The following is a 12,700-nucleotide window of genomic DNA, read 5'->3' on the forward strand; positions in this document are numbered from 1 at the left end:
AATCATGGATTTAGTAAAATTTGTAGAAGAGCAGTCAGTAGTAAAAAAAGAATATCCGTCTTTCAAAGCAGGCGACACTGTAACTGTGCATTATAAAATAAGGGAAGGTAACAAAGAGCGTGTTCAGCTTTACCAGGGTGTAGTTATACAACGTAACAGTGTAGGTGTATCTGAAACATTTACTGTTCGTAAAGTGTCTAACGGCATAGGTGTTGAGCGTATATTTCCTTTTGCTTCGCCTAATATCGATAAGATAGAAGTTAACAGCGTAGGTAAAGTACGTCGTGCAAAACTGTTCTACCTGCGTCAACTGACTGGTAAGGCAGCCCGTATTAAATCAAAAAGAGTTTAATTCATCTCCCCATTCAACCGGGGAATATATAATATTAAGCCTTGCTGATCGTCAGCAAGGCTTTTTGTTTTGACCATTGTTGCCAATTGTACCATAATAAACGTGGTATTTATGCAATATAAACTGTTGCGAGAGCAAAAGTATTCGTCATCACACCCTTTTTAGCCATCTTTTGCGGTGTACGTGCTTATACAAATTAAGGGCAAGGGAGCGCGTAGTGTGGTGTAAAAATGTATTATTTTTTAACCAGGTCTGCAGTGTTTATTTCATTACTTAGTAATGTATTAAACAATTCCCATCGTCTTGCGGCATTCTTTACTGTACCACCGTTACGCTCTATATAATCGCGTACCAGGTCCTGCCCATAGTTGTAATTGATTACATAGCTGCGGTACTTTTTAATAAAGCTTATTGATTTATTGGCCGTTTCATTATTCATTAGCGCGTACTTTTTAAGGAATGAAAGCGCCTCGTACTCTGACATGGTTTTATTAATAAGTCCCCTGGCGGCTTCGTTACGGGCATAATCTAAAGTGCCTTTTAATGCCAGGGCTTTAAAGTAAAGCTCAACACCGGCAGTATCAAGCCCGGCAAGCGGAAGCAACACATTTTTGGCAAACTTAACCTTCTCGTCGCCCGGGAAGGCCATCTCCACACCAAAGTTGGCGCTGCCTTCGGCAATAAGCGATTGCGGACTAAACAATGGGTATAAAGAGATTTCAACCCAGCCTTTGTCGCGGTACAGATTTTTCTCAAGCAACATATTATATACGTGGTGCCCCGGATAGCTCTCATGGCTGCCTACATCAATAGCCCGGTTTATAAAAATTTTAGTATCAGTATTTATCTGCACATTGCTGGTGTAATTACCCTTATACCAGTTATAGCCCGACCATGGTTTATCAGTAACAAACTCCAGCGAAAAACCTTCACCCGCGGGAAGCTTGTAATGGCTTAAAGTGCGCTTTTTTGCTTCGGCTATGGCCGCTTTCATTACTGCATCCAGTTTGTCCTTAGGGATCACGAAATTATTGGCAAGTTTTTGAAAGCGGTCGTTCACATTGCCGCGCCCCGGCAATATGCTATCCAGTAAATCAATTTGCTTTTTGAAATGATCTTCAGTGTATACTGGCGCAGTAGCGCCAAATAGTTGCTTCGATTCGTCATCGAAGGTGAGGTAATCTTCTGAATATATACGTACGCGCTCACTAAAGGCAATTAATTGGTTATAAAGCCACTTTGCCCGTATACGGTTTGAATCAACTGTTGCGGCTTCACCTTCATCTTTGAGCGCATTCATCAACTCGTTTATTGATGCCAGCAAACTATCCTTAGGGAATTTGTCGGCAGGAGATGTCTTTGGCTTTAGCGAATCCGGCCCGTAGTAGGCATCAACAAAATCTTCATCGTATTGCCCGATGGTAAGGCCTAGGCGCACGTATTCGCAGGCTAATAAATTAAGCCGCTGATTTTCTTTTTCGGTATTTTGTTTACATGATAATGTAAACAGCACAGGCAGCAGGAGGAACAATTTTTTCATAGAGATGTACAGGTAGCATACAGCATGCGAAGTTATTTATAATAAATAAATAACCACCATCCTATCAGCAGTTGAACTGTTAAAATGTTTAGCAGTATTTGAAATTAATCAAGGGCTATAGGTGAGCTATCTGCGTTTTTATTAAGTGGTTTTTGCCGCAGGTGCCTTAACAGGCTTAACCGCCAAAGGCAACTCTGCCAAAACAGTGCGCCCGCCTTTAACCACTTCGCCAATGCTAACGTTAACCTTTGTACCCAATGGCAAAAAAACGTCAACCCGCGATCCAAATTTTATAAAACCGAATTGCTGCCCCTGTTCCACTACATCACCCTCCTTTACATACCAAACAATACGGCGTGCAAGTGCACCTGCTATTTGCCTGAACAGTACGGGCACCCCCGCATGATTTTCAATGACTACAGTTGTGCGCTCATTTTCGGTTGACGATTTAGGGTGCCAGGCCACCAGGTATTCCCCGGGATGATATTTAAAATATTTTATCACGCCCGCAATAGGGTTGCGGTTAACATGCACATTAATAGGCGACATAAAAACCGATATCTGTATGCGTTTGTCTTTTAAAAACTCAGTTTCTTCAGTCTCCTCGATAACAACAACTTTACCGTCGGCGGGGCAAAGTACATGCGTTTCGTCGGTAGCTATGCGCAAACTCGGGCTTCTGAAAAACTGCAGAATAATAATAAAAAGCAAGGCGGATAAAATATAAACGACCCATTTTAAGGTGTAAGCATCAGGTAAATAAAACTGTATAAGAGCATTAAGTATAAATATGAACAAGATGCATAAGGCAATAGACGTGTAGCCCTCTTTATGTATGGTCATTGTATTTTATTGGTTTATGTAATATGCAAAACTAAGAATTTGAAATGAAGAACAGGTATGCATAAACAATAGGTGCAGCAAGCAGCAACCCGTCAAACCTATCAAGCAAACCACCATGGCCGGGCAACAAGCCGCCGCTATCCTTCACATTGATGCTGCGCTTGAACATGGATTCTATCAAATCGCCCATGGTGCCAAACACACTGATGATTGCACCGGTAATTATCCATTGCGGTAAAGTAAGTTCAGGATAATACTTATTGAGCAGAACAGCCACACCTGCGGTTATAACAATACCGCCGATAAAGCCTTCCCAGGTTTTTTTTGGCGAATGCCGTTCAAACAGCTTTGTACGCCCCAGTTGTGTACCTACAAGATAGGCACCTGTATCATTTGCCCAAAGCATCAGCAAAAAACCAAGTGGTATATGAAAATTGAAGTCGCCGCCTACAAACCCCATGGCATGGAAGAATGTAAAGGGTACCACGGTAAACAATATGCCTAAAAAGCAATACGCTATATTAGTAAATGGTTGCGCAGATGATTTTTTAAATAACTCCTGCACGAATATCGATCCAAGCAATACAGGTATAATAAACAATATAAGCTTGTTTGAAGGATAGTAGCATTCAATGGCGAAACCTGCAAAAACAAAAAAACCATTTACTAGGCCGGTGTACAAATTAGGGTCGGGGCCGCTTTGTTTTATAAGCTTGTTAAACTCATGCAAGCACAATATGCTGAGCAACAGGTAAAACGTAGTAAAGACTACCGCGCCCAGCAACACCGAGCCTAACATTACAATAATAAAAAAGAAGCCTGTAATGGCGCGTAACCTCATATATTAATTTCATTGAGCACCATAACTTCTATAGCATGACTGAAGTCGCGCTGGTGTATATAAACCTCGATGTTGCCAAAAGATTGGTGTGATGAATCCTGGCGGTTAAGCAATACGGCGTCAATATGGTGCTCGGTAAGTACCTGCTTAATTATTTCCGACTGATAAAAATTGAATGAAGTGAATATCTTAATCCAGTTTTTTTCCATTAATAACCCGCTAATTGTTTTTTGTTTAACGCGATTTTCCGGTAAACCCACAACAAAAATAGTACAAATATTACGCTAACAATGTAGGCGTTGTAATTAAATATATGCGGATCATCAGGATTTGTTTTTATCATTTTTTGCTGGTACAGGTACGTGGCAATAACCGCCGTTGCGTTATTTATAAAGTGCGCCCATACAGCCGGCCATATACTTCCGCTCCAGGCTACCATATAACCAAACAGAACGCCCAGCATCATACGGGGCAAAAAGCCAAAAAACTGCACATGCAAAGCACTGAACAATATAGCCGTTACCCATACGGCCGCATGGATATTACCCGTCCAACGTTGTAAAATTGTTTGCAAACACCCCCTGAACAAAAACTCTTCGGCCAGCGCAGGCAACAGGCCTACAACAATTAACGACGATATGAATTGGCCTGTCGTGTTCATCTGCAGTACAGCTTGTATCATTTTGTGTGCTGCGTCTTCCTGCTCGCGCATCCATAGTTCAATGCCCTTTAAAAAATCCGGCAACACCAGCTGCTGGTTGATATTTACCATAATTTCCATCACCGGGTTAAACAGAAACATAATAACCAGTACCAACGGAATTAAAAAATAATTAAAGTTTATGTTTGGCTTTAGATAGCTGTCCCCATCGTGCATAATTAGGTAGGCGAAAAAGATGGCGGGGGCTAAAAACATGCCGATGGTGTTTCCAACGGCCAGTAATATCTTTAACGCACTTATAACTTCGGGCGGTGATGTAACCGAGGCAGTGCCGGCTTGTATCATTGCATCCCCGCCGTAAAGCGCCCCAATAATTAGCATGGACAACAATATACCTAAAACGGCACAGCCAAAAACTGTTAGTATAAGATAAACCAGTTGCATGGGCGGCTTAACCGCATAATGCCGATCGTCAGTCATGTAGGTAAATTTTTGTATTTTTGTTCCGGCTAAAGATAAGCGATGTCTGTTCGAATTGGAAATATTGATTTAGGGGAATTCCCGCTATTGCTGGCACCAATGGAGGATGTAAGTGATCCGCCGTTTCGTTACGTGTGTAAGCAAAACGGTGCCGATATGATGTATACAGAGTTCATATCGTCAGAAGGATTGATACGGGATGCCGCCAAAAGCCTGAAAAAGCTGGACGTTTTTGAATATGAACGCCCTATAGGTATACAGATATTTGGCAGTGATATCGACCACATGCGCGAAGCTACCGAGATTGCTACACAGGCTGGCCCCGACCTGATGGACATCAACTATGGCTGCCCGGTAAAACAGGTAGCCTGCCGCGGCGCCGGCGCGAGCTTATTGCAGGACATAGATAAAATGGTTGCCATGACTAAGGCTGTTGTTGAAGCCACCCACTTGCCGGTAACTGTAAAAACCCGCCTGGGCTGGGATGATAATACAAAAAATGTTTACGAGGTTGCGGAGCGTTTACAGGATGTTGGCATACAGGCCCTTACCATACATGGCCGTACCCGCTCGCAGATGTACAAAGGATCAGCAGACTGGTCATTGATCCATCAGATTAAGAAAAACCCGCGTATAAAAATTCCGATTTTCGGTAATGGGGATATCGATTCTCCTGAAAAAGCAGCCGCGTGGCGTATGGAATATGAGGTTGATGGAATGATGATAGGGCGCGCATCCATCGGATATCCATGGATATTCCGGGAGGTGAAGCATTACTTTAAAACCGGCGAATTGCTGGACGGACCAACTATTGCCGAACGTATTGGAGTTTGCCGTACGCACCTCGAAAAATCAATAGAGTGGAAAGGCCTGCGTACCGGTATATTTGAGATGCGGAGGCATTACTCCAACTACTTTAAAGGCATTGATCATTTCAAAGAGTTCAGGATGCGGCTTGTAACAGCGGCCACGTTGGAAGAAGTGCAAGATATCCTGTGTGAAATTGATGTCAAATATTCGCATGAAATGGCGTGATATTTGACAGTAGATTTTATATTTGAAAACAGTATACTTTCCAAACGTATGGCAACCACTATAACTGAAGGTGTTAAAGTGTCGGTTGAGACACTTTACCAGCCAGAATATTCAAACCCGGCTAATGACCATTTTATGTTCGCTTACAAAGTTAGCATTGAAAATATGGGGAATTATGCTGTACAACTCATAAGCCGTCACTGGCATATTTTTGACTCCAACGGAGTAAAGCGTGAAGTTGAAGGGGAAGGTGTAGTAGGACAACAACCAGTTATTGAACCTGGCAACTTGCATGAATATGTTTCAGGCTGTAACCTTAAAACGGACATGGGCAGCATGAAAGGCGAATATCAAATGGTACGCCTGCTTGATAATTCGGCATTTGAAGTACAGATACCGGAATTTTGTTTGATAGCGCCCTACAGGATGAATTAATTTAAGATTTGGGGCTTAATAAGCAAGATAGATATAATACAAAAAAATCCCGGCTGATTACAGCCGGGATTTTTTTGTGGTCATTCTTTTCATCCAGAATGATAATTTGTTTTTTTAATTGACGCTTACGTTCAACGCCTTAGTCTCGCCTGTTAAACAAAAACGAAGCGTAATAAACCAGCGTAGCCAAGGCACTTAAAGCGGCAACTACGTAAGTCATGGCAGCCCACCACAAGGCATCCTTACCTTGCTCATTTTCTTCAGGAGTTTGCATAACTCTCGAGGTATTAAGCCAGGCAAGTGCACGTTTACTTGCATCAAACTCAACCGGCAGCGTTATAAAGCTAAAAGTAGTTACCAACGCCAGCGCAGCTACCCCGATGGCTAAAATGTACGGATTGTTGCTAAATATAAGTATCATGATGCCTATAGTCAGCGTCCACTGGGTTAAAGTTGACGCTACATTTATAACCGGCACCATGGCAGAACGAAAGGTTAACCATCCGTAAGCTTTGGCATGTTGTACCGCGTGACCGCACTCATGCGCGGCGACAGCCGCTGCGGCAACGCTGCGGCTATGATAAACATCAGGGCTCAGATTGACTGTTTTATCAGCCGGATTGTAATGGTCTGTCAGTTGTCCTTCAACTGATATAACTTTTACATCTGTTATGCCATAGTCGCGTAACATGCGTTCGGCTATCTCGGCGCCTGAAAGCCCTGAAAGCAAACCTATCTCTGAATATTGTTTAAATTTACTTTTAAATCGCCATTGCACAATAAAACTTACAAGTGCTACGCCGATCATCAGGAATATGGCCGAATTATACGGTATAAACCCGGTTATAAATGCTAAATTATCCATGTTTAAATATTTTGTAATAAAGTTAATTCAAAAAGCATTCCGTAAAATATTATAAACGTGCTACAAGGTCAAACATTTTCTTACTGGGAGAAAACTTCATTTATTAATAACACCGACGTTATTGTTATTGGCAGCGGGCTGGTTGGCCTTAGCGCTGCCCTGCGCTTAAAGCAACAGCGGCCTGCCTTAAAAGTTTTGGTACTGGAACGCGGCTTCTTACCTACGGGAGCCAGTACAAAAAATGCCGGATTTGCCTGCTTTGGCACTGTGACAGAGCAAATTGCTAATGTAAAAGCCTCTACCGAGGAGGAAGCTATGTGGCTTGTTGCCTACAGATGGCGGGGGTTGCACAGGCTAAGGCAAAACCTGGGAGATGCCCATATTGCTTATCAGCCGCATGGCGGGTACGAATTATTCCTGACACACGAAAGCGAACGCGCTGAAGCAGCGGTAGAACAATTAACATATTTTAACAAACTGGTGCAGCAAGCTATTGGTGAACGCGACATTTATTCAGTGGCTGATGCCAAAATAGCAGGCTTTGGTATAAAAGGCGTAAGTCATATGATTTATAACCGGTGCGAAGGGCAGCTTAACACGGGTATGATGATGCGGGTGTTATTGCAAAAGGTTTACAACAATGGCGTAATGGTGTTAAATAATTGCAACATCCAAACTGTAGAAGACCAGGGTAACGTGGTAATGGTAACTACATCGCAGGGAAATTTTAAAACGGGCAAAGTGATACTGGCTACCAATGCCTTTGCTGCACAGTTATTTCCCGGTCTCGATGTTAAGCCGGGACGCGGACAGGTATTGGTAACCAAACCTGTTGAAGGACTAAAATTAAAGGGCACCTACCATTTCGACGAAGGGTTTTATTATTTTAGAAATATAGAAGGCCGTATATTACTGGGCGGCGGGCGTAACCTTGACTTTGATGCTGAACGCACGTGGGAATTTGGCCACACCCAAGGGGTAAAAGAAAAATTATTGTATTATTTAAATAACGTTATACTGCCGGGGCAAAAATTTGACGTTGACTACTGGTGGAGCGGCATTATGGGTTTTGGAGAGGAGTTGAGCCCGATAGTTAAACAATTAAAGCCAAATATATATTGCGCCGTGCGTTGCAATGGTATGGGGGTAGCTATGGGTAGCTTAGTGGGTGAAGAAGTAGCAGATATGCTTTTAAATAACTTATAACGACACTGAATGTCGGCTGCTAAATACCGAAGTTTTCCGCTTCGGGATATTAAACAATCAACATTCAGTGTTCGATATTAATTAAAGGCTGTTAATCCAGTTTACCAGATCTTCACGTGCTTTACCTGTTTTTTGCTGCAGGCGTCCTAAAAATTCATCGTCTTTACCTTCTTCGTGTTTCAAGTCATCGTCGGTTAAATCGCCGTAAGCTTGTTTTATTTTTCCTTTGAGCTCGTTCCAGCCACCTTTTACTTCTAATTTATCCATAACGTTTTTTATTTAGATGTATTTGGATAACAGGCCAGGGGGGAGATTGTTTATGGAGATAGCGGCAAGAGTTAAGAAGCAAGATTTTAAGAAATTGTGATTGCGGGGGAGGAACGACGAAGCAACCTCGTCGCAGGTAATGACGCGAGGAGATTGCCACGCTATCGCTCGCAATGACACAAATTGAAAAGGCAGAAGAAAAAATCCTCTGCCTCTCAATTCTTGATTCTAAGATCTTGACTCTATTACAAAGCTCCTCCCTTTATTTCATCAACCACAGCCGGGTCAAGTAAAGTAGAAGTATCACCCAGGTTAGAGGTATCGCCCTCGGCAATTTTGCGCAGAATACGACGCATAATTTTGCCCGAACGTGTTTTTGGCAGCCCGCTTACAAACTGGATTTTATCGGGCTTGGCTATCGGGCCAATAATGCGCGATACAGTCATCATAATATCTTTACGGGTAATTTCTTCGTCGCCGTGTTTATCCGGACTAACCACGTAAGCATACACGCCCTGTCCTTTTATATCGTGCGGGTAACCCACAACAGCGGACTCTACAACGCTGCTATGCATATTTATCGCGTTTTCAACCTCGGCAGTACCTATACGGTGGCCTGATACATTTAACACATCATCCACGCGGCCGGTTATGCGATAGTAACCATCTTCATCGCGTAAACAACCATCGCCGGTAAAATATAAATTATTATAGGTGGCAAAATAGGTAGTGCGGCAGCGCTCATGATCGCCATAAGTGGTGCGCAGCATACCGGGCCATGGAAACTTAATGCATAGGTTGCCGCTTACGCCGTTACCTTCCACCTCTTTGCCGTTCTCGTCAACCAGTATAGGCTGTATACCCGGTAAAGGTAAAGTGGCATAACTTGGTTTAGTTTTAGTAACACCCGCAATAGGCGATATCATAATACCACCGGTTTCGGTCTGCCACCAGGTATCAACAATCGGGCAGTTGCCGTTGCCTATCTTTTCGTCAAACCAGTGCCATGCTTCTTCGTTTATAGGTTCGCCTACCGAGCCTAACTTAGTAAGTGAGCTTAGGTCTTTACCATCAACCATTTCATCGCCAAAGCTCATCAATGAACGGATTGCCGTAGGTGCGGTATATAAAATATTAACTTTATGTTTATCAACTATCTCCCAAAAACGGCCTGCATCCGGATAAGTAGGTATGCCTTCAAACATCAAGGCAGTGGCACCTTGGGTAAGCGGGCCATAAGCAATGTATGAATGACCGGTAATCCATCCGATATCAGCCGTACAAAAATATACTTCACCTTTGTTGTACTGAAACACGTTGGCAAAAGTGTAGCCGGTATATACCATGTAGCCGCCGCAAGTATGTACCACGCCCTTTGGTTTGCCGGTTGAACCCGATGTGTATAAGATAAATAACATATCCTCTGCATCCATCTCTTCAGCCGGGCAAGCCGGATTACCCTGGGTTTCAACTTTTTTTACCTCATCTTCCCACCATACATCACGCCCTTTTATCATAGATACCGGTGTACGGCTGCGGGTAAGTACAATTACTTTGCTTACAGATTTGCATTGCACCAGCGCATCGTCAATTACCGATTTTAAAGGTATTTCCTTGTTGCCACGCATGCCCCCATCAGTGGTAATAACCAATGAGCAGCTGGCATCATTAATCCTATCGGCAATAGACTGTGCCGAAAAGCCTCCGAATACAACTGAGTGTACAGCGCCTATGCGTGCGCAGGCTAAAACAGCAATGGCAAGCTCAGGCACCATTGGCATGTAAATGCAGATGCGATCGCCTTTTTTTGCGCCGTTGTTTTTTAGCACGTTGGCAAACTGGCAAACTTTATCGTGCAGTTGTTTATATGTAAGTACGCGGTGATGCTCGTTTGGATCGTTGGGCTCCCATATAATGGCAGGGGTATTGCCATTTTTTTCGAGGTGACGGTCAAGGCAGTTCTCAGTAATATTAAGTTTACCACCCTGGAACCATTTTATGCTTGGATCTTTGAAATTCCATTCTAAAACTTTATCCCATTTTCTCCGCCACACAAAATTTTCGGCAACTTCTGCCCAAAACTCTTCCGGTTGTTCAACACTTTTTTTATACGCTTGTTGATATTCGTCAAAAGATGTAATCTTCATCAGTGTAAATATTGGTTAGTATGATAGCTGTATATAGTTTATTGCGCGGTGAAAATACAATTTTAAGAAATGCTTTTAGCTTGAATATAAAGATTTTTAAAATTTTTTGAGCGGGGTGTTGTCTTTTCGACTTAAAATCCTGATATTTGCACTCCTCTTTTAAATAGAGGGATAATAAAAGCAATTGTCATGTCAAGAATTTGTGATTTAACAGGTAAAGGATATATGAACGGTCATAACGTTTCAAATTCAAACGTTAAAACCAAACGTAAGTTTTATCCTAACTTAAAGCTTAAAAAGTTTTATATCCCTGAAGAAGATAAGTGGATAACCTTAAAGGTGTCTACATCAGCTGTTAAAACCATCAGCAAAAATGGTATAACCGCTTGTATAAATAAGTTCGTTAAAAAAGGGTACATTTAATAGATAGTTGAAGGTTACGGGTTGTAAGTTGCAAATTTTGCCTACCACAACCTGCAGCATACAACTCACAACATAAAAATATTATGGCTAAGAAAGGCAACAGGGTACAGGTAATACTGGAGTGCACCGAGCACAAAGAGAGCGGACAGCCAGGCATGTCTCGTTACATTACTACCAAAAACAAAAAGAATACAACTGAGCGTCTTGAGTTAAAGAAATTTAACCCGGTATTGCGTAAAGTTACAGTTCACAAAGAAATTAAGTAATAAGCTGATTGTTATTCAGCATTTATAATATAACGATATGGCAAAGAAAGTAGTTGCAACCCTTAAAACAGGTAAAGGCAAAGAATATTCAAAAGTGATCACCGCTGTTAAGTCGGCAAAAACCGGTGCTTACACTTTTAAAGAACTGATTGTTCACAACGATCACGTTAAGGATGCTATTGACGAGGCTAAAAGCCGTTAATTCGTTCTGCTAAAGTTTTTAAAGCCGTCTTGTTTTAAACGAGAGGGCTTTTTTTATATATACCCCACCCTCGTCCAAGGAGAGGGCTTTTTTGTTAAATTAGGGGCTGATTTCACAAATTAAAATAGAGTTCTCTGATTTAAAGGAGAATTTAGGAGAGGTTTATGGGCTTATTTGATTTCTTCAAAAAAAAGGAAACCACTGTACAGGAGCAGCAGGCACTTGATACCGGCCTGGAGAAAACAAAAGACAATTTTTTCTCAAAGATAACCCGTGCAGTAGCCGGCAAATCAACAATTGATGACGATGTGCTTGACGACCTGGAAGAAGTGCTTGTTACCTCAGACGTTGGCGTTACCACTACACTTAAAATAATAGAGCGTATTGAGGCCCGGGTTGCCCGTGATAAGTATGTAAGTACGTCAGAACTGCATACTTTGCTTCGCGACGAGATACAACAACTGCTTGCCGAAAATAACAGTAATGATTTTCATAACCTTGAATACGGCGATCATAAACCTTATGTGATTATGGTGGTTGGCGTGAATGGGGTAGGTAAAACCACCACTATTGGTAAATTGGCTAACAAGCTAAAACAGGCGGGAAGCAAGGTTGTATTAGGCGCAGCCGATACTTTTCGCGCTGCCGCGGTTGACCAGATAAAGCTTTGGGGCGACCGAGTGGGCGTAAAAGTTGTTGCCCAGCCTATGGGCAGCGATCCAGCATCCGTAGCGTTTGACACCTTGCGCTCCGCGGTAGCAAACGGTGATGACGTGGCAATTATTGACACTGCCGGACGTTTACATAATAAGGTTGGGTTAATGAATGAGCTCACCAAAATAAAAAATGTGATGCAGAAAGTGGTGCCGGGTGCTCCGCATGAAATTTTACTCGTGCTGGACGCGTCTACCGGGCAAAACGCGATTGAGCAGTGCAAGCAATTTACTGAAGCTACCGCCGTAAACGCGCTTGCGCTTACCAAGCTTGACGGTACTGCTAAGGGTGGCGTAGTTATAGGTATATCAGACCAGTTTAAAATACCGGTAAAATATATTGGCGTTGGCGAGGGGGTTGACCATTTGCAACTCTTTGATAGGAAAGGGTTTGTAGACTCGCTCTTTAAAAACTAAAGTAATA

16 protein-coding genes are annotated in these 12,700 nt (G+C 42.5%); 8 read left to right on the plus strand and 8 right to left on the minus strand.

The genetic code is table 11. The features are described 5' to 3' along the window. Positions 1 to 4 precede the first annotated feature (4 nt). Positions 5 to 352: a 50S ribosomal protein L19 gene (gene rplS / locus DJ568_RS10630; protein ID WP_114005249.1), complete on the plus strand. Its 348-nt coding sequence runs from the start codon at positions 5 to 7 to the stop codon at positions 350 to 352. A gap of 235 nt (positions 353 to 587) precedes the next feature. Here rplS and DJ568_RS10635 read toward each other — a convergent pair whose 3' ends face one another. The 5 genes from DJ568_RS10635 to DJ568_RS10655 form a co-directional block, all read right to left on the minus strand. After that, the gene (locus DJ568_RS10635; protein ID WP_114005250.1) at positions 588 to 1,892 is read right to left on the minus strand and encodes a hypothetical protein; all 1,305 of its coding nucleotides are present in this window, start codon (positions 1,890 to 1,892) and stop codon (positions 588 to 590) included. Positions 1,893 to 2,033: 141 nt separating this feature from the next. After that, the gene (locus tag DJ568_RS10640) at positions 2,034 to 2,735 is read right to left on the minus strand and encodes a phosphatidylserine decarboxylase family protein (protein WP_114005251.1); all 702 of its coding nucleotides are present in this window, start codon (positions 2,733 to 2,735) and stop codon (positions 2,034 to 2,036) included. A 31-nt stretch (positions 2,736 to 2,766) separates the two neighbouring features. Next, positions 2,767 to 3,576, minus strand: coding sequence for a phosphatidate cytidylyltransferase (locus DJ568_RS10645; protein WP_114005252.1), 810 nt, complete (start codon positions 3,574 to 3,576; stop codon positions 2,767 to 2,769). Then, positions 3,573 to 3,785, minus strand: a complete 213-nt coding sequence (locus DJ568_RS10650; protein WP_114005253.1) for a putative signal transducing protein — start codon at positions 3,783 to 3,785, stop codon at positions 3,573 to 3,575. The genes DJ568_RS10645 and DJ568_RS10650 overlap by 4 nt, the downstream gene beginning before the upstream one ends. Continuing rightward, on the minus strand, positions 3,785 to 4,717 hold the full coding sequence (locus DJ568_RS10655) for a CPBP family intramembrane glutamic endopeptidase (RefSeq protein ID WP_114005254.1): 933 nt from the start codon (positions 4,715 to 4,717) through the stop codon (positions 3,785 to 3,787). The genes DJ568_RS10650 and DJ568_RS10655 overlap by 1 nt, the downstream gene beginning before the upstream one ends. A gap of 42 nt (positions 4,718 to 4,759) precedes the next feature. Between DJ568_RS10655 and dusB the strand changes: the two genes are divergently transcribed. Both dusB and apaG read left to right on the plus strand, forming a co-directional pair. Then, positions 4,760 to 5,752 carry a tRNA dihydrouridine synthase DusB gene (dusB, locus tag DJ568_RS10660; RefSeq protein ID WP_114005255.1) on the plus strand — a complete coding sequence of 331 codons (993 nt, stop codon included), beginning with the start codon at positions 4,760 to 4,762 and terminating at the stop codon, positions 5,750 to 5,752. 48 nt (positions 5,753 to 5,800) lie between these two features. Then, positions 5,801 to 6,187: a Co2+/Mg2+ efflux protein ApaG gene (gene apaG, locus DJ568_RS10665; RefSeq protein ID WP_114005393.1), complete on the plus strand. Its 387-nt coding sequence runs from the start codon at positions 5,801 to 5,803 to the stop codon at positions 6,185 to 6,187. Between the two features lie 139 nt (positions 6,188 to 6,326). Here apaG and DJ568_RS10670 read toward each other — a convergent pair whose 3' ends face one another. Further along, positions 6,327 to 7,052 carry a zinc metallopeptidase gene (locus DJ568_RS10670; RefSeq protein ID WP_114005256.1) on the minus strand — a complete coding sequence of 242 codons (726 nt, stop codon included), beginning with the start codon at positions 7,050 to 7,052 and terminating at the stop codon, positions 6,327 to 6,329. A 57-nt stretch (positions 7,053 to 7,109) separates the two neighbouring features. Here DJ568_RS10670 and DJ568_RS10675 point away from each other — a divergent pair, with 57 nt between their 5' ends. After that, a complete protein-coding gene (locus DJ568_RS10675) occupies positions 7,110 to 8,258 on the plus strand; it encodes an NAD(P)/FAD-dependent oxidoreductase (protein ID WP_114005257.1) in 1,149 nt (382 codons plus the stop codon). Between the two features lie 81 nt (positions 8,259 to 8,339). Here the strand turns inward: DJ568_RS10675 and DJ568_RS10680 are convergent, their stop codons facing one another. Beyond that, positions 8,340 to 8,525 (minus strand): CsbD family protein, encoded by a 186-nt coding sequence (locus tag DJ568_RS10680; RefSeq protein ID WP_114005258.1) that lies wholly within the window; start codon positions 8,523 to 8,525, stop codon positions 8,340 to 8,342. Between the two features lie 245 nt (positions 8,526 to 8,770). Next, a complete protein-coding gene (gene acs, locus DJ568_RS10685) occupies positions 8,771 to 10,672 on the minus strand; it encodes an acetate--CoA ligase (RefSeq protein WP_114005259.1) in 1,902 nt (633 codons plus the stop codon). A 189-nt stretch (positions 10,673 to 10,861) separates the two neighbouring features. On the opposite strand from acs, the gene rpmB reads away from it, so the two are divergent. From rpmB to ftsY, 4 genes are all read left to right on the plus strand, one after another. Then, positions 10,862 to 11,095, plus strand: coding sequence for a 50S ribosomal protein L28 (gene rpmB, locus DJ568_RS10695; protein WP_114005261.1), 234 nt, complete (start codon positions 10,862 to 10,864; stop codon positions 11,093 to 11,095). 83 nt (positions 11,096 to 11,178) lie between these two features. After that, complete coding sequence (gene rpmG / locus DJ568_RS10700) at positions 11,179 to 11,361, plus strand: 50S ribosomal protein L33 (RefSeq protein ID WP_114005262.1); 183 nt, start codon at positions 11,179 to 11,181, stop codon at positions 11,359 to 11,361. Positions 11,362 to 11,398: 37 nt separating this feature from the next. Next, the gene (locus tag DJ568_RS10705) at positions 11,399 to 11,563 is read left to right on the plus strand and encodes a DUF4295 domain-containing protein (protein ID WP_114005263.1); all 165 of its coding nucleotides are present in this window, start codon (positions 11,399 to 11,401) and stop codon (positions 11,561 to 11,563) included. 164 nt (positions 11,564 to 11,727) lie between these two features. Continuing rightward, complete coding sequence (gene ftsY, locus DJ568_RS10710; protein ID WP_114005264.1) at positions 11,728 to 12,693, plus strand: signal recognition particle-docking protein FtsY; 966 nt, start codon at positions 11,728 to 11,730, stop codon at positions 12,691 to 12,693. Positions 12,694 to 12,700: the final 7 nt, after the last annotated feature.

Source organism: Mucilaginibacter hurinus (genome assembly GCF_003324525.1).
In the GTDB taxonomy this organism is placed as follows: Bacteria; Bacteroidota; Bacteroidia; order Sphingobacteriales; family Sphingobacteriaceae; genus Mucilaginibacter; species Mucilaginibacter hurinus.

Coding starts and splice junctions, on each gene's coding strand:
- rplS (WP_114005249.1), top strand. CDS start 5: ATGGATTTAGTAAAATTTGTAGAAGAGCAGTCAGTAGTAAAAAAAGAA.
- DJ568_RS10635 (WP_114005250.1), bottom strand. CDS start 1,892: ATGAAAAAATTGTTCCTCCTGCTGCCTGTGCTGTTTACATTATCATGT.
- DJ568_RS10640 (WP_114005251.1), bottom strand. CDS start 2,735: ATGACCATACATAAAGAGGGCTACACGTCTATTGCCTTATGCATCTTG.
- DJ568_RS10645 (WP_114005252.1), bottom strand. CDS start 3,576: ATGAGGTTACGCGCCATTACAGGCTTCTTTTTTATTATTGTAATGTTA.
- DJ568_RS10650 (WP_114005253.1), bottom strand. CDS start 3,785: ATGGAAAAAAACTGGATTAAGATATTCACTTCATTCAATTTTTATCAG.
- DJ568_RS10655 (WP_114005254.1), bottom strand. CDS start 4,717: ATGACTGACGATCGGCATTATGCGGTTAAGCCGCCCATGCAACTGGTT.
- dusB (WP_114005255.1), top strand. CDS start 4,760: ATGTCTGTTCGAATTGGAAATATTGATTTAGGGGAATTCCCGCTATTG.
- apaG (WP_114005393.1), top strand. CDS start 5,801: ATGGCAACCACTATAACTGAAGGTGTTAAAGTGTCGGTTGAGACACTT.
- DJ568_RS10670 (WP_114005256.1), bottom strand. CDS start 7,052: ATGGATAATTTAGCATTTATAACCGGGTTTATACCGTATAATTCGGCC.
- DJ568_RS10680 (WP_114005258.1), bottom strand. CDS start 8,525: ATGGATAAATTAGAAGTAAAAGGTGGCTGGAACGAGCTCAAAGGAAAA.
- acs (WP_114005259.1), bottom strand. CDS start 10,672: ATGAAGATTACATCTTTTGACGAATATCAACAAGCGTATAAAAAAAGT.
- rpmB (WP_114005261.1), top strand. CDS start 10,862: ATGTCAAGAATTTGTGATTTAACAGGTAAAGGATATATGAACGGTCAT.
- rpmG (WP_114005262.1), top strand. CDS start 11,179: ATGGCTAAGAAAGGCAACAGGGTACAGGTAATACTGGAGTGCACCGAG.
- DJ568_RS10705 (WP_114005263.1), top strand. CDS start 11,399: ATGGCAAAGAAAGTAGTTGCAACCCTTAAAACAGGTAAAGGCAAAGAA.
- ftsY (WP_114005264.1), top strand. CDS start 11,728: ATGGGCTTATTTGATTTCTTCAAAAAAAAGGAAACCACTGTACAGGAG.